The organism is Sporosarcina sp. ACRSL (assembly GCF_022346605.1).
Classification (GTDB): Bacteria; Bacillota; Bacilli; order Bacillales_A; family Planococcaceae; genus Sporosarcina.
On the sequence record NZ_JAKRNT010000002.1, the window covers coordinates 197,677 to 218,800 of the forward strand.

At 47.6% G+C, this 21,124-nt stretch carries 17 protein-coding genes and 1 riboswitch; of the genes, 3 read left to right on the forward strand and 14 right to left on the reverse strand.

Annotation, left to right across the window (positions count from 1 at the left end; all coding sequences use genetic code 11):
• Nucleotides 1–11: 11 nt before the first annotated feature.
• The 11 genes from ispF to MHZ92_RS04300 all read right to left on the reverse strand — a co-directional run bounded on the left by ispF (nucleotide 12) and on the right by MHZ92_RS04300 (nucleotide 11,414).
• Nucleotides 12–503, reverse strand: a complete 492-nt coding sequence (gene ispF, locus MHZ92_RS04250; RefSeq protein WP_239430286.1) for a 2-C-methyl-D-erythritol 2,4-cyclodiphosphate synthase — start codon at nucleotides 501–503, stop codon at nucleotides 12–14.
• The gene (gene ispD, locus MHZ92_RS04255; RefSeq protein ID WP_239430287.1) at nucleotides 500–1,198 is read right to left on the reverse strand and encodes a 2-C-methyl-D-erythritol 4-phosphate cytidylyltransferase; all 699 of its coding nucleotides are present in this window, start codon (nucleotides 1,196–1,198) and stop codon (nucleotides 500–502) included. Before ispD ends, ispF begins: the two co-directional genes overlap by 4 nt.
• 22 nt (nucleotides 1,199–1,220) lie before the next feature.
• Nucleotides 1,221–2,327 (reverse strand): PIN/TRAM domain-containing protein, encoded by a 1,107-nt coding sequence (locus MHZ92_RS04260; RefSeq protein ID WP_239430288.1) that lies wholly within the window; start codon nucleotides 2,325–2,327, stop codon nucleotides 1,221–1,223.
• A gap of 210 nt (nucleotides 2,328–2,537) precedes the next feature.
• The gene (radA, locus tag MHZ92_RS04265) at nucleotides 2,538–3,908 is read right to left on the reverse strand and encodes a DNA repair protein RadA (RefSeq protein WP_239430289.1); all 1,371 of its coding nucleotides are present in this window, start codon (nucleotides 3,906–3,908) and stop codon (nucleotides 2,538–2,540) included.
• 69 nt (nucleotides 3,909–3,977) lie between these two features.
• On the reverse strand, nucleotides 3,978–6,425 hold the full coding sequence (gene clpC, locus MHZ92_RS04270; protein WP_239430290.1) for an ATP-dependent protease ATP-binding subunit ClpC: 2,448 nt from the start codon (nucleotides 6,423–6,425) through the stop codon (nucleotides 3,978–3,980).
• Nucleotides 6,426–6,604: 179 nt separating this feature from the next.
• On the reverse strand, nucleotides 6,605–7,687 hold the full coding sequence (locus MHZ92_RS04275) for a protein arginine kinase (protein WP_239430291.1): 1,083 nt from the start codon (nucleotides 7,685–7,687) through the stop codon (nucleotides 6,605–6,607).
• Complete coding sequence (locus MHZ92_RS04280) at nucleotides 7,674–8,129, reverse strand: UvrB/UvrC motif-containing protein (protein WP_239430292.1); 456 nt, start codon at nucleotides 8,127–8,129, stop codon at nucleotides 7,674–7,676. The genes MHZ92_RS04275 and MHZ92_RS04280 overlap by 14 nt, the downstream gene beginning before the upstream one ends.
• Nucleotides 8,130–8,266: 137 nt before the next feature.
• Nucleotides 8,267–8,737, reverse strand: a complete 471-nt coding sequence (locus MHZ92_RS04285) for a CtsR family transcriptional regulator (protein WP_239430293.1) — start codon at nucleotides 8,735–8,737, stop codon at nucleotides 8,267–8,269.
• Between the two features lie 98 nt (nucleotides 8,738–8,835).
• Complete coding sequence (locus MHZ92_RS04290) at nucleotides 8,836–9,000, reverse strand: hypothetical protein (protein ID WP_239430294.1); 165 nt, start codon at nucleotides 8,998–9,000, stop codon at nucleotides 8,836–8,838.
• A 51-nt stretch (nucleotides 9,001–9,051) separates the two neighbouring features.
• Nucleotides 9,052–9,210, reverse strand: coding sequence for a hypothetical protein (locus MHZ92_RS04295; RefSeq protein WP_239430295.1), 159 nt, complete (start codon nucleotides 9,208–9,210; stop codon nucleotides 9,052–9,054).
• Nucleotides 9,211–9,737: 527 nt separating this feature from the next.
• On the reverse strand, nucleotides 9,738–11,414 hold the full coding sequence (locus MHZ92_RS04300) for a hypothetical protein (protein WP_239430501.1): 1,677 nt from the start codon (nucleotides 11,412–11,414) through the stop codon (nucleotides 9,738–9,740).
• Nucleotides 11,415–11,551: 137 nt separating this feature from the next.
• Between MHZ92_RS04300 and MHZ92_RS04305 the strand changes: the two genes are divergently transcribed.
• Nucleotides 11,552–12,217 carry a hypothetical protein gene (locus tag MHZ92_RS04305; protein ID WP_239430296.1) on the forward strand — a complete coding sequence of 222 codons (666 nt, stop codon included), beginning with the start codon at nucleotides 11,552–11,554 and terminating at the stop codon, nucleotides 12,215–12,217.
• 72 nt (nucleotides 12,218–12,289) lie between these two features.
• Here the strand turns inward: MHZ92_RS04305 and MHZ92_RS04310 are convergent, their stop codons facing one another.
• Entirely contained in the window at nucleotides 12,290–12,886 is a 597-nt protein-coding gene (locus tag MHZ92_RS04310; protein WP_239430297.1) for a biotin transporter BioY, read from the reverse strand.
• 434 nt (nucleotides 12,887–13,320) lie between these two features.
• A riboswitch (SAM riboswitch) is annotated at nucleotides 13,321–13,426 on the forward strand.
• A gap of 240 nt (nucleotides 13,427–13,666) precedes the next feature.
• Between MHZ92_RS04310 and MHZ92_RS04315 the strand changes: the two genes are divergently transcribed.
• Both MHZ92_RS04315 and metH read left to right on the forward strand, forming a co-directional pair.
• Entirely contained in the window at nucleotides 13,667–15,514 is a 1,848-nt protein-coding gene (locus MHZ92_RS04315) for a bifunctional homocysteine S-methyltransferase/methylenetetrahydrofolate reductase (protein WP_239430298.1), read from the forward strand.
• Nucleotides 15,507–18,944, forward strand: coding sequence for a methionine synthase (metH, locus tag MHZ92_RS04320; protein ID WP_239430299.1), 3,438 nt, complete (start codon nucleotides 15,507–15,509; stop codon nucleotides 18,942–18,944). Before MHZ92_RS04315 ends, metH begins: the two co-directional genes overlap by 8 nt.
• A 269-nt stretch (nucleotides 18,945–19,213) precedes the next feature.
• Here the strand turns inward: metH and MHZ92_RS04325 are convergent, their stop codons facing one another.
• Nucleotides 19,214–19,498 (reverse strand): hypothetical protein, encoded by a 285-nt coding sequence (locus MHZ92_RS04325; RefSeq protein ID WP_239430300.1) that lies wholly within the window; start codon nucleotides 19,496–19,498, stop codon nucleotides 19,214–19,216.
• Between the two features lie 122 nt (nucleotides 19,499–19,620).
• Nucleotides 19,621–21,054, reverse strand: a complete 1,434-nt coding sequence (locus MHZ92_RS04330; protein ID WP_239430301.1) for a cryptochrome/photolyase family protein — start codon at nucleotides 21,052–21,054, stop codon at nucleotides 19,621–19,623.
• Between the last annotated feature and the right edge of the window lie 70 nt (nucleotides 21,055–21,124).

Sequence of the window (21,124 nt, forward strand, 5' to 3'; positions counted from 1 at the left end):
CATTGCTGCGTTCAATTTGAAAGGACTCCATCTTTCAGGAGAAGGATTGTCGCCATCGAAGCGATCCCTTCTTCCCTACCGACGAATCCAAGCTTTTCAGTCGTCGTCGCCTTAACGTTCACTTGTGCTACATCCGCATTCAACAATTGTGCGATGCGGGCACGGATTGTTTCGATATGCGGCGCCATTTTAGGCTTTTGTGCCATGATCGTGCAATCGACATTGCCTAAACGGTATCCTTTCGACTCTACGATTTCCCACACTTTTTGAAGGAGCACCGCTGAATCCGCATCTTTGAAAGCCTCATCGGTATCTGGGAAGTGTCTGCCGATATCCCCTTCCCCGATTGCACCAAGCGCTGCATCGGTCACTGTATGCAAGAGGACATCCGCATCGGAATGCCCCGTCAATCCTTTTTCATATGGAATCGTAATGCCGCCGATAATCAATGGCCGCCCTTCTTCAAACTGATGTACATCAAACCCTTGTCCTATACGAATCATGAGAAATCCTCCTGCTGTCTCTGTTTCAAGAGGACCTCGCCAAATAGCAGGTCCTCCTTCGTCGTCATTTTAACATTATCATACGTACTTTCTACAACTCTCACTGGATGACCGAGCCGTTCCACGATCATCGATTCATCCGTCCCGAGGAACCCTTCCGCTTCGGCTTTCTCAGACGCTTCCTTCAGAAGTTCATAGCGGAATGCTTGTGGCGTTTGGATTGCCCAAAGCTTCGATCGATCTACTGTTTCTTCAACGAGACCGTCTGGCGCAAATTTCATCGTATCCTTCACTTGGACACCTGCAATTGCGGCACCAAACCTTTGAGCAACGTCGACAAGCTCATGGATCACATCCCGTTTAATGAAAGGCCTTGCCGCATCATGCACGAGAACGATTCCTCCCGACTGATGCGCACGGATGCAAGCTGCCACACTTTGCTGCCTCTCCGCCCCGCCTTCGACGAGTGCCACCACTTTCGTAATGCCGAAACGGTGCAGCATCTCTTCAATTTCCTGCTTTTCTTCCCCTTTGATGGAAAGAATCATACCCGAGCAAGCTGGATCTTGTTCAAATACATCCAACGTATGCATGAGAATCGGCTTGCCCGCCATTTCTAAAAACAGCTTGTTGAATCCGGCACCCATACGCCGGCCTCTCCCCGCTGCAGGGAGCATGACTGTATATGTGTTCATCATCGTTCCTCGGCTTTCTTCATCAATAAGCTTTGGCGGTTTTGCCGTTCTTCGGCTTCGCGAAGATCATCCGACCTGCAGAAGTTTGCAAGACGCTCGTAACGATGACATCGATTGCATTGCCGATATGGTTTCTGCCATCTTCAATGACGATCATCGTCCCATCGTCTAAATAGGCAACGCCTTGATTATGCTCTTTCCCGTCCTTAATGACGACGACATGCATCTCCTCGCCAGGGATGACGACAGGCTTCACCGCATTCGCCAAATCATTGATGTTCAATACGGCAACACCATGCAAGTCTGCCACTTTGTTTAAATTAAAATCATTTGTCATAACGAGACCATTCATGCTTTTCGCTAGACGGACAAGTTTCAAGTCGACTTCCGCAACATCCGCGAAATCTTCGTCTGTAATCAAAATACTCGGTCCGTCATCCGTCTGCAACCGCTTTAACACATCCAGACCGCGTCTTCCTTTCGTACGCTTCAGTGAATCGGATGAATCCGCAATATGCTGAAGCTCTGTCAACACAAATTGCGGGACGACGAGAACCCCTTCCAAGAAGCCGGTTGAAGCGATATCCGCAATCCTTCCATCAATGATGACGCTCGTATCTAATATCTTATGGAACTTAGCATCCTCCGGAAGATTCGCAGCTTCCGCACCATCCTTCTTTTTCGGATTAGCATTCTTTGCAGCGAAAACCGCTTGAGAAAACTCCTCACGTTTTTTGAATCCGACTTGGAAACCGAGATATCCGAGAAGAATGGAAAGCACAACTGGCAGCACTGAAGTAATAAACGGAATTTCAAGTGCGCTTAGTCCGAAACTGGCAAGAAAAGCAACAAGCAATCCTACCATCAAACCAATGGTTCCGAACAACAAATCGAAAATCGGCGCCTTCAGCAGGCGGTCTTCCATCCATTTAATAAAATTCACGATTGGGTCCGCAATGAAAAGGCTTAACAAATATAGCACAATCGCTCCTAGGACAGCAGCTACGTAAGGATTGTCGATCATCGGCTTTGAAGTAAAAGAAGATAAAGTGAATAAATACGGTAAAAATAATACGCCGAGCGTTCCTCCGATTAGCAGCAATCCAAATTGAACCACTCTTTTTAACATGTTGAACACCTCCATTTCGTTACTTTAACTATACACCTTTTCCATTCACTACACTGTTCTAAACAATCAAATCCGATTGTTTGCAGACAAGTATAGGACAACTACAACAGCGCTGAAGTTCCGAGATAAGTAAAATCGGGAAATTGGGACTTCCTACGAAAGTCCCACCCTATTTACCATACCCATCCCATACATGCTACTATGCACTTTTTACGAAAATGCAATGTTTAATGCTTCACTTATCGTTTCGACACCGACGACTTGAATCCCTTCCGGAAAATCCCAACCGCCGATATTCGAGGATGGAATCACCGCCTTTTCAAAGCCGAGTTTCGCCGCCTCCGTCACGCGCTGTTCAATTCGGGAAACGCGGCGCACCTCACCCGTCAGCCCGACTTCTCCAATGAAGCAGTCTGTCGCTCCCGCAGCAGCGTCCCGGTAACTGGAAACGATACTTACGAGGACCGCCAAATCGATTGCAGGCTCGTCAAGCTTTACGCCGCCAGCGACTTTAATATAGGCGTCTTGCGCTTGCAGAAGCATCCCCATCCGTTTCTCAAGAACGGCCATGAGAAGGGAGACGCGGTTCTGATCAATTCCGGTCGCCATCCGCTTTGGATAGTTAAAACTCGACGGTGTCACAAGTGCCTGGATTTCAACGAGGATCGGTCGGGTCCCTTCCATCGAAGCTACAACAGTCGACCCCGCACCGCCTTGCGACCTTTCTCGCAGGAATAATTCGGACGGGTTCAGTACTTCCTTCAACCCCGACTGCAGCATTTCGAAGATCGCGATTTCATTCGTTGAACCAAAGCGGTTTTTTACACTACGCAAGATCCGGTACGTATGGTGACGCTCCCCTTCAAAATAGAGGACAGTATCCACCATATGCTCGAGGAGGCGCGGACCTGCAATTTGTCCGTCTTTTGTCACATGTCCGACGATGAAAATAGCGATATTTTGCGTCTTTGCAATTCTCATCAGTTCTGCTGTACATTCCCGTACTTGCGATACACTTCCCGGTGCCGAAGTCACTTCGGGATGGTGAATCGTCTGGATGGAGTCGGCAATGACAAACCTTGGTTTTACGTCATTGATCGTCTCATGAATTCTCGCAAGATCCGTTTCTGCGTAGATGAACAGCTCGTCAGATGCAACACCGAGACGTTCGGCACGCAGCTTCGTTTGTCTGATGGACTCCTCGCCTGATATGTACAGGACACGCTGTTTTTGATTCGCAAGGAGTGACGATACTTGCAAAAGCAGCGTCGATTTTCCGATGCCCGGATCTCCTCCGATCAACACGAGCGAGCCGGGGACAATTCCACCACCGAGCACCCGGTTCAGTTCCTCGAGCTCTGTTTTAACTCTCGGCTCTTCCATCGTTTCGATCGAACTGATCGGCATTGCTTTTTGTTGAACAGTTTCTGTATGCTGGAAAGCACCGCGTGGACCTTTGCTGACAATCTCAACTTCCTCATCCATCGTATTCCATTGACCGCAGCCAGGACATCTACCCATCCACTTCGGCGATTCATAGCCACAGTCCCTGCACATGAACTTCGTTTTCTTCTTCGCCATCTTTACCTCCATATACGAAAAGGACAGCCCACCCGCGTAGATAGCAAACTCTACGGGAGGGCCATCCTATTATTGTTTTTCTGCTACTGGAACGCGATCCGTTTTCACTACGAACTCGCCATCCTCTACATCGACAATAACTTTGCCGCCAGTCAGAACCGTTCCGCTCAACAGCTCTTCCGATAGACGGTCTTCAACATGCTTTTGCAAAGCGCGGCGCAACGGACGTGCACCGTAATCCGGATCGTAACCTTCTTCAGAAATTTTCATTTTCGCCTCATCAGTCAATTCGAGCGTAATATCCTGCTCCGCTAGACGCTTCGTCAACTCGTTCGACATGAGGGAAACGATTTCTCTCAAGTGCTCCTTCTCTAGCGAGTGGAAGACGATCATTTCATCAACACGGTTCAAGAACTCAGGACGGAATGCTTTTTTCAAAGCATCTAGCATATTCGATTTCATGCCTTCGTAATCCTGATCTCCATCATTCAAATTGAAACCGACATAACGATTTTTCTTCAATGTTTCCGCTCCGACGTTTGACGTCATAATAACGACCGTGTTACGGAAATCTACCGTGCGACCTTTTGAATCCGTCAATCTTCCATCCTCAAGAACTTGCAAGAGAATATTGAAGACATCCGGATGCGCCTTTTCAATTTCATCGAGTAAGACGACGGAGTACGGCTTTCTGCGAACTTTTTCGGTCAACTGCCCGCCTTCATCGTAACCGACATATCCAGGAGGTGAACCGACAAGACGTGATGTCGCATGTTTTTCCATATACTCGGACATGTCAATTCGAATCATCGCATCTTCGTCTCCGAACATCGCTTCCGCTAGCGCTCTTGCAAGCTCGGTTTTCCCGACACCTGTAGGTCCGAGGAAAATGAAAGAACCAATTGGACGCTTCGGATCCTTCAATCCTGCACGCGCTCTTCGAATCGCCCTAGAAATGGCGGTTACCGCTTCTTTTTGCCCGATGACACGTTCATGCAGAAGCTCTTCCATGTTCAACAGTTTTGCGGTTTCGGTTTCCGCGATTTTGGCAACCGGAATTCCAGTCCACATCGCGACAACTTCTGCAATGTCGTTTACTGTCACTTCCGATTCCTTTTTCCCTTGTTTCTCTTTCCATTCTGTCTTCGTTGTTTCGAGCTCTTCTTTCATTTTCTGCTCTTTATCGCGGAATGAAGCAGCCTTTTCGAATTCCTGGCTTTGCACCGCGGCATTCTTTTCGTGGCGGATCGCCTCTAGTTTCGCTTCGAGCTCCTTCAAATTTGGAGGCGTCGTATAGGAGCGTAGACGTACTTTTGATCCCGCTTCATCGATCAAGTCGATCGCTTTATCCGGTAAGAAACGATCTGAAATGTACCGATCCGACATTTTTGCCGCTGCCTCGATTGCTTCATCCGTAATTTTCACACGGTGATGCGCCTCATATCGATCGCGTAAGCCTTTAATGATCAAAATCGTTTCTTCCACAGTCGGTTCGTCGACTTGGATCGGTTGGAAACGTCTTTCGAGCGCCGCATCTTTCTCGATATATTTACGGTATTCATCAAGTGTTGTAGCACCGATGCATTGCAATTCTCCACGTGCTAGAGACGGCTTCAAAATATTCGAAGCATCGATCGCTCCTTCAGCTCCGCCAGCTCCGATCAACGTATGCAATTCATCAATGAATAGAATAATATTGCCTGCTTGACGGATTTCTTCCATCACTTTTTTCATGCGATCCTCGAATTCACCACGGTATTTCGTTCCGGCGACGACTGTCCCCATATCGAGCGTCATAACGCGTTTATCGCGGAGAATTTCAGGTACTTCATTATTGACGATTTGAAGTGCAAGCCCTTCAGCAATGGCAGTTTTACCGACACCCGGCTCCCCGATCAACACAGGGTTGTTCTTCGTACGGCGTGCCAACACTTCAATGACGCGAGTAATTTCCTTGCTGCGGCCGATGACCGGGTCAAGCGTTCCTTCACGTGCCACTTCAGTCAAATCGCGAGCAAGGCTGTCGAGCGTTGGCGTCGAAGCGGAGGATGAAGTTCCTTGCGTGCCGACGGAGTTATCATTGCTTCCGAGCAATTGCAGGACTTGCTGTCTCGCACGGTTCAAGCTGACACCGGCATTATTCAATACGCGAGCCGCGACACCTTCCCCTTCACGGATGAGCGCCAACAAAATATGCTCAGTGCCGATATAGGAATGGCCTAGTTTACGTGATTCATCGACAGAAAGCTCAATGACTTTTTTTGCTCTTGGCGTGTAATGCACAATCGGCCCGACTTCTTTCGATCCGGAACCGACGAGGCTTTCCACCCCTTTTTCAATCGTTTCGAAGCTGACGTCGATCGCTTCCAATGCTTTCGCAGCGATGCCGCCGCCTTCTCGTATGAGTCCCAATAAAATATGCTCAGTGCCGATGGATTCATGTTTTAATCTGATCGCTTCTTCTTGTGCAAGCTGAAGGACTTTTTGAGCCCGCTGTGTAAAACGATTGAACATCATATACTTTCCTCTCCTTCTATAATAACGTCTATCCCTATTCCATACTGATGAAAGAATGGAATAGGAGTTCCTCTTACTCTATTCCAATGGACGTTGAAGCAATCCAATCAAAACAAATTGACTTTGACCATCTTTGACGTAAGTATAATGAATCGAATATTCCCTTGCAAAAAAATTGCTCATTCTTCTTTGTTTTTTTCTTTAGATTGCTGCTCCGACCGCAAACGCTCCCGGAACAGATTCGCTCGGAATATATCCCGTTCCTCTGCCGTTAATTCTGAGCCGGCATATTGTTGAAGAAAACCTGGCTGCATGAAAATCATCAATTCATTCAAGATGGACATGTCTACATCTTCGATAATGCCGAGATCGATGCCGAGACGGACGTCCGATAAACAGCGGGCCGCTTCCCCCGAAGGTAGCAATCTTGCGTATGAAATCGTGCCGAGTGAACGGAATAATTTGTTTTCCAGTGCAATACGGGATTTGGAAAGGAGAATTTCACGTGAACGTCTTTCATGCGCAATAAGCCGCAACGCCACATTTTTCAAATCAGAAAGGATCTCTTTCTCCGGTTTGCCCAAAGTTGTCTGATTTGAAACTTGATAAATATTGCCCGGCGCTTCCGTTCCTTCCCCGTAGCTGCCTCTAACGACCATACCAAGCCTGGATATCGCAGGGATGATTCGCTCGATCTGCTTTGTAATTGTCAATGCAGGCAAGTGCATCATCACTGACGCTCGCATTCCCGTACCCGTATTTGAAGGACAGCTTGTCAAGTAGCCGTAATCCTCGTCGAAGGCATAGGGAAGTTTATTTTCTAAATAGTTATCAACGGAGTCCGCATGCTCATAGGCACTTTCCAGCTGGAAGCCTGGATAGATGCATTGAATGCGGATATGATCCTCTTCGTTCACCATGATGCTCAACGTCTCGTCTTCCGATAAGATGACCGCCCCATGGCGTTTGACGTCCGTCAATTGCGGACTGACCAAATGCTTCTCTACGAGCACTTGCCGTTCAAGCGCCGGTAGTTCAGACATCTTCATATAGGCATACCCTTTTCCGTCGGAAGTAAGCAAGGCGGCCGCAACTTGCGAGTCGACTCTTTGCGCCTCGTCAGTCGTGAACGCAATCGGGAATCGATATCCCCGTAAATTGCGGGCCAATCGGATTCTCGTTGACATGACGATATCCGAATGCTCTCCATGAGACGTCATCCACCCTGTAACGTTGGCTCTCATGAATTTATTGATTGACATCGCTGCCTGCACCTCCATTGCCACATTCCGTCAAACGTTCCTTCAACGCATTCGCTTCGTCCCTTAATGCGGCCGCATCCTCAAAACGTTCCGTCTCGATGGCCTCTTGCATTTTCAATCGAATTTCCTCGATTTTCTTTTTCAAGGCAAACCGTTCGTTGAAGGACTCCGGCAATTTTCCGACATGCGTCGTATGTCCGTTATGGAGTTTACTAAAAATACGTGGCAAGTAGTCTCGGAACGAGTCGTAGCAAGTCGAACAACCGAATTTGCCGATGTCGAGGAATTTCTTGAACGTCAATTGGCAGTCAGGGCATTTTGGCCCTTCCGTTTTGCTTTCCCTCGACTGTTGGAAAGGCTGAACCGATTCGCTCCCGCCGAACCAATGAGAAAGGAATTGTTGAATCGACAACGGTTCCTGACTCGGGTCGAATTGAAACATTTGTGTTTGGAACGCGCATTTCTCACAAAGATGACGTTCCGTAGTTTCGCCCATGCTTCCTTGAGTAAAAATCACGGTAGCCGGCCGTTCTTTGCAATTGTCGCATTGCATAATCTGCACCTCGTATTCGTTGAATTCTATTCAAGCTGCTTGTAGATGAGGGTTTTGAGCATCGCCTGCAAGATCCGTGCCCTGATTATGTCGCGCTCGGGCACCGGGTAGTGCAATGTTGTCCGGTCGACCGCAGCGAGGATGAGTCTCGATTCCCTCTCCGAAATGACATCCTCTTTCAATAGTCTGTAGACGATGCCCTCTGCCATCGAGTAGGTTGCGCCTTGTTGGATTCCTTCTAAAATATGTTCGATTAATTCTTTATGCGAATTTGTCTGGACGCGATAAATGCGGATATATCCCCCGCCTCCCCGTTTGGATTCGACGGCATATCCACGTTCAACGGTGAATCGTGTGTTAATGACGTAATTGATTTGCGATGGGACGCATTGAAATTTCTCCGCCACTTCACTTCGTTTGATTTCCACTGCCCCACTATCTTCTTTTTCGATAATCGCCTTTAAATACCCTTCAATAATGTCGGAAATGTTTCGCATGATGTCACCTCTTTTCATCCGTTACTAAGTCACTGACTTTGACTATCTTTGACTTAATTGTACATGAAAATACATCGTGCACGCAATTGAAATGCAATTTATCGTTCACTTGATAGCGGGGCAGTTGCTTTCCGTTTCAGCACTTCGCTTTCCGCGGGCGTCGCTTCAGCCAATCGAACAGCGAAGGGTTCGATTTGCCGTATTTCTGCGAACTTTGCAGAAATTAAGGCATCCTGCTCGTAACGCTTCGCTTTTACTCGCAAAAGCCGTTCTTCGTGACGGCAAGGCAATGATGTGCTCGTAACGCTTCGCTTTTACTCGCAAAAGCCGTTCTTCGTGACGGCAAGGCAATGATGTGCTCGTAACGCTTCGCTTTTACTCGCAAAAGCCGTTCTTCGTGACGGCTTTCGCAGGAGTCTACGTGCTTTCACTTCAAGCAACTCTGCACCAACTGCAAAGTATGTCTTACTCATAAATCCCACTCGTAATTTCCGCATAATATGATTGTTTTATGTTTAGGAATTAAAAAACAGGGTAATAAGGTAGTTGAGGATTTTGTCTGACCTCTTTTTCCTCTTCACGAGTTTTGTTTGAAAGGGCAGATGGAAACGATTGAGGCAAACAGTCGTTATTCTCACCCCGAGCAGTCTGTCCTTTTAAACAAACTCTTATAATTAACATGGAATGTTTGACGATAATTGATACGAAAAGGTAGTTTTTGTATCGACGAGAACATAAAAGCAGCCCCCGGAGATTCGGAGGCTGCCCGGAGTGTAGACAAAGTCGTTTTTGACTTTGTCTATACCAATTTTATGGAAAAGCCGATAAATTGAGATTTCCCTCAGCCTGATTGAAAACGCTTGTCAGCCTAGGCGCGAAGTGGAGCGAAGACGCGAATAGAACTTAAGTTCATGAGCGGACGAGCGACACGAGCAACAACGGATGCGAGCGTTTGTCAACAGGCTGAGCAACCCCTGGAAATCCGGAGGCTGCTCATTTTTTATTCAATTGTCATGTTCTTCATTTCCTTAACCGGCAGGAAGAGCTCGCCTGTTTCGTAATAAGTGATGGCGAGGCGGTCGCCTTCTTGGATGTAGATTGCTAGTGGGACGGATTCGGTTGAGACGATGTAGTTCCGTCCGTTGTTGGCAAGGATCGAAACAATCGTGGCATCCCCTACACGTTCCTTGTAGACGCGCTCGACAGTGACCGAAGTTTTCCCTTCCTCAGCGTTCGAGTTGCCGTCGACTGTGCTTCCGCCTCGTTGCAATGCTGTTTTGTATAATCTCAGTGCTTCGTTCGGTGAATTGGCAAAGACGGAGATTTCCGGGTTTGCTGCCGAGACGATGAAGTAGTTTTGCAAGAAGCCGTTCGAGTCAAGAACCGGCGTCAGCCAACTCGCTTCTCCGTAAAAGTTATAGAGCACCGGCATTTCACCGGTCCATTTCTTCTCAATGAATTTCTTCTCAATAATTTGAAGCGCCCCTTGTGAGTCCATGTACGACTCTTCAAGATTACCCGTATAATACGTCGCCTCTCCCGTGCGGCCATCCGTCAATGCATAGCCGAGCATCGAGTCAACTCCTTCTTTCGGACTTGTGAAATCAGTGAAGTAATACATATGCCCGTTTTCATCGAATACTGGGCTGACATTCGCTTCCGTCCCTTCATCTGAAGGAAGCTTTACGTCCTTCTTCCCGACGATTGAGTTCCAAAATCCGTGTACGTATTTTCCAAAATAGCTGTTCTGGAGGCTGACCGCTTCAGGTGAAACTGCACCATCGACGAATTCAGGAACTTCCGAAAGCGAATATTGATTCACTTCCCCTGTGCCTGGATCTACCATGACAATCCCTTGCACATCGAATCCATTCCTCGCAGAGATGAAGTTACCGTACGAACGGATATAATGCGGCTTTCCATCATCATCGATTTCAAGTTGCACATCCCCGTAAAAGATAAGGTTCGGTGCTGTCATCCGCATATGGCGCTCCACTTGTTTGTGGAAGTAGGAAGATGGTGTATACGCCATTTCCGTTTTCACGAACTTCGGATTATCAGCCGAATCGGTTGCGCTCATTGTGAAATAGCCCGGCGTCGTCTTCCCGTTTATCCACTTGAAGAAGCCCGAAAACTCGACTGGTGCGATATAGACAAACTCCTCATTCACCTTTTGGATTTGTAGATTACCAAGCTCATAATAGCTCGTATTCGGCACTTGACCGAATGCTTTTTTCATTTTATTCCGAGCGAATTGTGGGGGTACACTTGCCGGTGTCTTCGTTTCGTCGAACGCTTTGATTTCCACTTGTTGCTCCATTTCCACCGCTTTGTATTTTTGATTGGCATTGAAGAACGGCGCGGTGAGAATGAATGCACTCCCTGCTAACGCTACTAATGCAAGGACGATTTTAAAGCTGCGTTCCTTCCCGGTTGCGAACACGACGCCCGCAATGGTGACAAGAAGAAATAACGCCCACAATGACGTCCAATTTCTATCTATATTCGTAAGGTAATAAAACGCGAAAGTGATAACCGCCATTAGAACGACTGTTGAAGACAGGGCTCCAATCCGATTGAAGGCAGGTCCCCCTTCTTTAGTCGTTGACGTAAGCGGAACCATAATCATCGCAGAAACGATACCCGCGACAATTGAAAATAGAAGTAAATTTATCATGTGATCACTCATTTCTTAGAAGACAACCTCCCCTACTATACGAATGAGCACGGAAAACGATTCATTTTTCACGATTCTATTTTGAATCCTTTCTCTACATCACATCGTAATAGACATTAAGGAAAGGAGTTGAATCCATGCAGAAGAACTTATTTCCGCCTGAAGGGCCAGCTCGTAAAATGACGTCGGTGAAGAAATTTTATTACGTAGTCGTTCAGTCGGTGATCGGAGCTATCGGAGCGGGCGTCTTGTATTTATTTTTTCGAATGCTTCCTGATGGCGATTGGTTCATTACGTTGCTATTCGGCAGCATCGCATTGTTCATCGGCTGGTTGTTCGTCAAACTTCTATTGTTGCCCTCTCAAAAAGGTCCAACAACCTTCAAAAAAGTGGAGACAGCAGATGGCTATACGATTTATTTTATAAACGAGTGGACGGGAGAAACAGAATCCGTCTCGTTCCGATATGACCAAATAACCGATTTGCTCATCGGCCTTTGGACAAATCCAGGGTTCAAGGGTAGAAAAAACGACTATGTCGGAGCGCGCCTCCTGTATCGATACAATGAGGACAGCGGCAAGATCAAGTACAACGAAACAGTCATCATCAGTGAGAATTCATTGAACGAATGGATTGACATCATCCAGAAACATCGACTTCCTGCAAAAATAACGAACATGAATATTTCAGCGGTTACAGAAGATCAGTTTGAAGAAATGCTTGAAACGATTGACGCCATACCTTTTGAGGAATCAATCTCCGTCACGGACTATTTCATGCAGCAAGAAGACTTTTCCTTATGACAGCCGACTTCAATGAAAAAGGACCATCCACTAAGTTGAGATTGATCAACTTGAAGGATTGCCCTTTTCACATTATATGGAGCGCCTCACTTTTAGCACTTTGTACATCCGATGCCCGAAGATTCCTGCAAGAACCGACAGCAAAATGTCTTTTGGCAGTGGCGGCACCATCCATGCCCAAGCAACCGCATAACTGAAAGCGTCAGGAGCAGCAGCCCAAAACTTATACGCAAAGTACATCCAATTCGTACCAATAACGTAATTCACGATTAGCCCGACAAGCGCCGCTACGACATAGCTCCGCAAACTGCCATTCTTTTCAACAATTTTCCCTACTACATACGCTACAAAAATGAAAGAAACGACGAAGCCGAAAGTCGGAATTAAAACAAAGCCGAACCCCCCTTGGAATTTCGAGAAAATCGGCGCACCAGCCAAACCGACGACCATATACACTGTCATCGCAGTCGCACCAAGTCGGCTACCAAGAAGAAGTCCTGCCATTATCGCAAAGAAGGTCTGAAGTGTAATCGGCACCCCACCGACTACAAGGAACGGTACAAACGAAGTTATATTCGCCCCGATCATCATTAATGCGGCAAACATTCCACAATAAACGAGACTGAGTGCGCTCATGCCGCTTTTCGATTTCACTGTAACTGTTGTCATAATCCACCTCATATATTATGTTATCTCCAATAGAATAAAAGTTAACTCATTTTATGTCAACCTCATTTCTATTTCAGTTAACTAATGATTAAGGCATAAAAAAACCGACAGCATTTCGCTATCGATTCGACGTTTATCGTTCTTTATCTTCATGTTTCGGAAATAAAAAATGAGAGATGATTCCACTTAAAATGGCGGCGCCTATCGTAATCCAAATTCGGGTCATTCCGGGCACTTCCTGAAAGTTTTTATTAAGATAAACCCATGAAATTCCGGCAACAAGGAGTGCGATGGGGACAGTAAATTTGAAAATCCTCAACCTATTCACCTTCTACTTTTTTCTTCATATGCCTATTCTATCACATTTCGGCTATTGACGTATTTCACATTTAACGGTATGATGTTTTAAATTATTCAAACAACTGAATAACAAATTCTTATCAAGAGAAGCTGAGGGACTGGCCCGTCGAAGCTTCAGCAACCAGCCGTTTTGGTCAGGTGCTAATTCCAGCAGGTCAGTTTCGGCCTGGCAGATGAGAAGGAGCGAGTATTCGCATATTCAAAGCCTTCTTTTTAGCGAAGGCTTTTTTATTTTATTATTGAACAATTTTTGGTTTATGCGCGTTTATAAGAAGTTATGCGTATTTGGTGTCGTTTATGCGTATTTATTAGGATTTATGCGTTTTTGGGGACAATTATGCGCATTTCTTATGATTTATGCGTATTTGGGAGTATTCGCGGAGTTGTACGTGAGGGGTACGAAAGAAAGGATGGGTTCGGATGAGATTGCTTGATAAATTGAAAGAGAATGTGTTAGCGGCAGATGGTGCAATGGGGACGCTGCTTTATTCATACGGTATTGATTTTTGTTATGAGGAATTGAATGTCGAGAAGCCGGAAATCATCGAGAAGATCCACCGTGATTATATCGGCGCGGGGGCGGATGTGATCCAGACGAATACATATGGCGCCAACTCTCTGAAACTCGCCCGTTACGGGATGGAGAACCGGGTGAAGGAATTCAACGAAGCGGCAATCCGAATCGCAAAGCGTGCCGCAGCGCCGGGCAATCAGTTTGTTCTTGGGACAATCGGTGGGCTACGGGGCATACGGAAGAGCGATGCTTCACTATCTGAAGTGTTGACAATTGTTCGTGAACAGGCAGACGCCTTGCTATCCGGCGATCCTGATGGACTATTACTAGAGACGTATTATGATTTCGAAGAGTTATCGACGGTCGTCACAGAACTACGGAAAATGACAGATATACCGCTAATTGCGCAAGTGGCGATGGATGAGCCCGGCGTTTTGCAAAACGGGATGAACTTAAATGATGCCCTTCATCAGCTGGGAGCATTAGGGGCGAATATCGTCGGCGTCAATTGCCGACTAGGCCCGTATCATACAATCCAGGCATTTGAAAAAGTGACGATTCCTGAGCGTGCGTTTCTTTCGGCTGCCCCGAATGCAAGCTTGCTTGACGTCGAGGATGGCCGGATCGTTTATGAATCTGAAGCCGATTATTTCGGTCGCGCTGCAAAGTTTTTACGAGAAGAGGGTGTACGCCTGATCGGCGGGTGCTGCGGAACGACGCCGAAGCATATCGCTGCAGCGAAAAAACAGTTGGCAGGACTGTCACCGATAACAAAAAAAGAAGTTACACCACAGAAGCCGATCATCATTCGAGAAGCGGAGCCTGCATCGCACGAACCACTTCATGAAAAGGCGAAGACAAGAAGGACCGTTATCGTGGAACTCGACACACCTCGCCACTTGGAGACAGAGCAATACTTCAAAGGTGCGAATGAATTGTATGCAGCCGGCGTAGATGCTGTCACTCTAGCGGACAATTCCCTCGCATCCCCGCGCATCAGCAATATGGCGATGGGATCGATTTTGAAACAGGAGCATCATATACGACCACTTGTCCACTTGACGTGTCGCGACCATAACTTGATTGGTCTGCAGTCTCATTTGATGGGGCTCGACGCCCTTGGGATCCATGACATCCTCGCCGTCACGGGGGATCCGACGAAAGTGGGCGATTTCCCTGGAGCGACAAGTGTCTATGACGTCTCAAGCATGGAGCTGTTGCAGCTGATTAAGCAATTGAACGAAGGTATTTCATTCACGGGCAAGCCGCTTCGCAAAAAAGCGAAGTTCTCGGTTGCCGCGGCATTCAATCCGAACGTCCGCGTCCTCGATCGCGCCGTTCAGCGGCTTGAAAAGAAAATCGAATGCGGGGCGGATTACTTCATTACGCAGCCTGTTTATACGAAAGAAAAGATCGTCGACATTTACGAAGCGACGAAACATTTGGATACGCCGATCTTCATTGGCATCATGCCGCTCACGAACATTCGGAATGCTGAATTCCTGCATCATGAAGTGCCGGGCATCAAATTATCCGAAGATGTGCTAAACCGAATGGCTGCCTGTGGAGAGGACCGCGAGAAAGCGACCCAAGAAGGCATCAACATTGCGAAAGAGCTAATCGACACAGCTGCCGAACTGTTCAACGGCATCTACATCATTACGCCTTTCCTCCGCTATGACATGTCATTAGAACTGATCCACCACATCAAAGAAATTGACGCACAGAAGGAGAGGAAGATTGTCCATGCCTAAACATCCAATCGAGCAACAACTGAAAAACAGAATCCTCATCTTAGACGGTGCAATGGGCACTATGCTACAGGCAGAGGATCTCTCTGCAGACGATTTCGGCGGAGAGGAATATGAAGGATGCAACGAATACTTGAACATCCTCCGCCCCGATATTATCGAAAAAATCCACCGTTCCTATTTGGAAGCAGGAGCGGATATCATCAGCACGAACACATTCGGGGGCACCCCCCTCGTACTGGACGAATTCAGCCTCGGCCACCGCACTTATGAAATCAATAAACGAGCTGTGGAAATCGCGAAACAGTGTGCTGCCGATTTCTCGACGTCAGAGTGGCCGCGTTACGTCGCTGGGGCGATCGGTCCGACAACGAAGACACTTTCCGTCACGGGAGGCATTACGTTCGATAAACTATCCGACGACTTCTACGCCCAAGCAAAAGCATTGATCGAGGGCGGTGCCGACCTTTTATTAATGGAAACGAGCCAGGATATGCTCAATGTGAAGGCCGGTACAATTGGAATCAAGCGTGCATTCGACGAAACAGGCATCGAACTGCCTGTCATGATTTCCGGCACGATTGAGCCGATGGGAACGACATTGGCCGGTCAAAGCATTGAAGCATTCTATATATCCATCGAGCATATTAAGCCGTTGTCAGTTGGCTTGAACTGTGCGACTGGACCCGAATTCATGACGGATCATTTGCGCTCGCTTTCGGATCTGGCAACGAGCTTTGTTACTTGTTATCCGAACGCAGGTCTGCCAGACGAGGAAGGCCATTACCACGAATCACCTGAATCTTTATCCCAAAAACTGAAAGGATTTGCGGAAAAGGGATGGCTGAACATGGTCGGTGGCTGTTGTGGTACGACACCTGCCCATATCCGCGCAATCCGCGAGGCAGTTGACGGCATGGAACCGCGTCTAAAGCCGGAAAACGGGCATGAGCACGCTGTTTCCGGTATCGAACCGTTATTATATGATCCATCGATGCGCCCATTGCTCATCGGAGAGCGGACGAATGTCATCGGGTCGCGGAAATTCAAGCGGTTGATCGTCGAAGAAAAGTTCGAGGAAGCTTCTGAAATTGCACGCGCCCAAGTGCGCGGCGGTGCTCACGTCCTTGACATTTGCCTTGCGAATCCGGACCGTGATGAGCTTGAAGACATGAAGAAATTCATGCAGGAAGTTGTCAAAAAGGTGAAAGTGCCTCTCGTTATTGATTCGACAGATGAAAAAGTGATCGAAGAAGCATTGAAATATTCCCAAGGGAAAGCGATCATCAACTCCATCAACTTGGAGGATGGTGAGGAACGGTTCGACGCCGTTCTTCCTCTCGTGAAGAAATTCGGTGCTGCAGTCGTTGTCGGGACGATCGACGAAATCGGGATGGCAGTAACGCGTGAACGGAAACTTGAAATAGCGGAACGTTCTTATGACTTGCTTGTGAATAAATGGGGAATCGCCCCTGAAGATATCATTTTTGACCCACTCGTGTTCCCTGTCGGAACGGGTGATGAGCAATACATCGGCTCTGCTGTCGAAACGATTGAAGGCATCCGGCTCATCAAAGAGAAAATGCCGCGTAGCTTGACGACGCTAGGTGTAAGTAATGTGTCCTTCGGGCTGCCCCCTGTCGGCCGGGAAGTGCTGAACGCGGTGTACTTGTATCATTGCACGCAGGCGGGACTCGATTACGCGATCGTTAATACGGAAAAATTGGAACGGTATGCTTCAATTCCGGAGAATGAAATAAAACTTGCTAACGATCTTCTATTCAATACGACGGATCAGACGCTTGCAGATTTCACTGATTTCTACCGGGATAAGAAGAAAGAGAAAACCGAGGATGATATTCCGAAGACGGTTCCCGAACGACTTGCGTATTATGTCGTCGAAGGGACGAAGGAAGGGCTCATTCCTGACTTGGAAGCCGCACTCCAGATGTATGACACGCCGCTCGATATCATTAATGGTCCACTGATGGAAGGGATGTCGGAAGTCGGCCGGCTGTTCAATGATAACCAGCTGATCGTCGCGGAAGTGTTGCAAAGTGCAGAAGTGATGAAAGCTTCGGTTTCATTCCTTGAGCAGTTCATGGAGAAGAAAGAGGACGATTCCGGTAAAGGGAAAATCGTTTTGGCGACCGTTAAAGGGGATGTCCATGACATCGGGAAAAACCTTGTCGACATCATTTTGAGCAATAACGGGTACCGCGTCCTTGATATTGGCATTAAGGTGACACCTGCAACGCTTATTGACGTCATCCGGAAAGAGAAGCCGGACATTATTGGATTATCCGGATTGCTCGTAAAGTCCGCGCAGCAAATGGTGTTGACCGCCCAAGATTTCAAGGCGGCCGGTATTGATACACCCGTCATGGTCGGTGGGGCCGCGTTGACTCGTCGGTTTACGGAGACGAAAATCGCTCCGGAATATGACGGACCCGTCATCTACGCGAAAGACGCGATGCAAGGGCTCGAGCTCGCGAACCGATTGCAAGGCGGTGACCGAGAAGCTTTGCTAAGTGAAATTGTCGAGAAGCAAGAGAAACGTCTTGAAACAGAAGCGATCCGCGCTTCGCGAGACACGGCAGTTGCCGTTTTGCCAAAACCTGTGAAGACAGTGCGGGAAGACGCGCCAGTGTTTGTCCCGTCGGATTTACGGAGACGCGTGTTAAGGGATTATTCCGTTTCACATTTATATCCATACGTCAATATGCGTACGTTGATCGGACATCATTTGGGCTTGCGCGGCAATGTCGATAAGATGCTTGCGAATGGAGAGGAGCGTGCGGTACAGCTCCACGAAATGGTAACCGGTTTCCTCGAATCGGGACATTTATCTGCTTCGGGTATGTACCAGTTCTTCCCTGCACAAGCGGACGGCGACGACGTCATCATTTATGATCCGAACGGCGGGAAGACCGAAATTGAGCGCTTCACATTCCCTCGTCAAAGCAAGGAACCATTCCTGTGTCTCGCTGACTTTTTGAAGACGGTCGATAGCGGTGAAATGGATTATGTCGCGTTCATGCAAGTGACGGCGGGACATGGCGTGCGGGACTATGCGAATAAATTGAAAGCCGAAGGAAAGTTCCTCGAGAGCCACGCGTTCCAAGCGACGGCACTTGAGCTTGCAGAAGGCTTTGCGGAGCGTGTCCATCAGGAAATCCGTGACCAATGGGGCTTCCCGGATGCCACCGATTTCACGATGCGCGACCGGTTCGCAGCCAAATACCAAGGTCAACGTTTCTCGTTCGGCTATCCAGCATGTCCGAACCTCGAAGATCAAGCGAAACTGTTCGGTTTGCTGAAACCAGAGGACATCGGTGTCCATTTGACCGAGGAATTCATGATGGAACCGGAAGCATCAGTATCAGCTATCGTGTTTGCCCATCCAGATGCAAGATATTTTAATGTAGATTAACAAGTGAAGTCGCCTCCAATGCGGGGCGGCTTTTTTGTTGGGCTTTGGGCGTGTGATGCACTAGCTTTGAGCGCGGGTGATAACGCTTCGAGCGCAGGATGCATCATTTTGAGCATGGAAGGCTTCACCTTGAGCGCGCAACCCTCACTTTGGACGCGGGACGCTTTACGTGTTAGGTTTCTCCATTGGCGCGATTCAAAAAACAAAAAAGCTGCTCCATTGTCGAATTACTCGACGCCGGAGACAGCGGTTTTACTCGTAGTACGGTCTTAGTAGAAGCCTCTTCTACCGAAACCAGGCCCGAAACCAGGCCCGAAACCAGCTCCTGGACCAGGATTATAAATTGGTGCGCCCGGAACGTTTCTGAATGTTTCGGTGAAATAATGTCGCGGCGTGACGACTGGATGTATCCGATTCACGTTAACAATCGGATGAATGACCGGTTGTTGAACTGGGAAAAACGAGTCCGTACAACGAACTTGTGTCGGGCATACAACTGGCGGCAACTGTTGCATTGGAAGCAACCGGTCTCCACAGAATCCATGGTGCATCATCTTCACTCACCCCCCTCTATCTATTACATGTAAAAAAGGATGGGACATACGGGCGAGCATCTATGGACGCGAGAAATTCATGGTTAGTTGTTCTATGTGCTTGTCTCACCTTATTTGCCCATTCATTTCCCTTTCACTTCTTGATAAGCGAGTAACGCTCGCTTCCTGGCAGCTGCATGATCGACAATCGGTGGAGGATAGGTTACGCCAATTTGAATGTCCGCATCTTCCAAAACCTTAGCTGGCGCTTCCCATGGCCTATGAATATAAGGAACTGGCAGACGTGAAAGTTCTGGCACCCATTTCCGGATATACGTGCCATCCGGGTCGAACTTTTCGCTCTGTAGGAACGGATTGAAGATTCTAAAGTAGGGTGCACAGTCAATCCCGCACCCTGTTACCCACTGCCATCCCATCGCGTTATTGGCGGTATCGAAATCGAGGAGTGTCTTCTCGAACCAGCTGTAGCCTTTCCCCCATGGGATCAACAGATGTTTGACTAAAAATGAAGCGGTTACCATTCGAACACGGTTATGCATCACACCCGTCTCCCATAGTTCCCGCATGCCCGCATCGACTAATGGGTAGCCGGTCTGCCCCACTTTCCATTTTGTAAGTTGCTCATTTGAGCCTTTCCAAGGGAATTCTGCAAATTGCTTCCGCAACGGAAGGCGGATGATGTCTGGATAATGAATCAGTTGATGGTAAGCAAAATCACGCCATATCAACTGTTTGAGAAACGAATTGATGGATTGGCGAGCTGTCATTTCAGTCGTCTCTTCATATACTCGTTTAGCAGAATACCATATCGCTTTTACACTGATATTGCCGGCTGCTAAGTAAGGAGAGAGCTCTGAGGAAGAACCACTCGAAATGAGATCCCGCTCTGTTCCGTAATAAAAGATTCCATCATCGGAAAACTGTTCCCATTTTCCAATCGCAACTTGCTCTCCAGGTTCCCAATACTGGTGAAACTTCTCATTCCAAGGGCGTTCAGCAAGCGTTCGGATATGATCGATCGGAAGTGTTTGAAGTTCGCGGTCAATTCCTTGCATCTTTTCTGGCACTGGAAACGGTTGAGCGACGACCTCTTGCATGCACCTCTTCCAATAAGAAGTGAACACTTTATAGGGCTCCCCTTGTTTATTCAAAAGATCAGGAGTGAATAGGAGGTGCCCATGGAAGGTTTGAACTTCCTTCCCGATCGACTCGAGCTGTGCTGCAATCCGACTATCCTTCTTCCGCTCATCAGGTTCATACCGTTCATTAAAGTAGACGGCTCCTGCATCCGCTTCTTCCATCACCTCAAGAAGTGCATCGAATTCATCTCCATCTTTAATGAAAAGCTTTAAGCCATGTGTCTGAAGCCCTTTATCAAGTGACGCCAATGAATGATAAAGCCACCAGAAGGAGGCTTCACTTTTTGAATAACTCAACTTCTCTTCATCAGACCAAATATAGACAGGAATGACAATTCCCTCTTTTGCCGCCTCCCATAGAGCGGGATGATCGTGTAGCCGAAAATCTTTTCTAAACCATATAATTGTCCGTTTCATGAGTCTCATCCTTCTCGACAAGAGTCAAAGCTGTTTCACTTCATCAATACTCATATTGCCCTCTTTCACT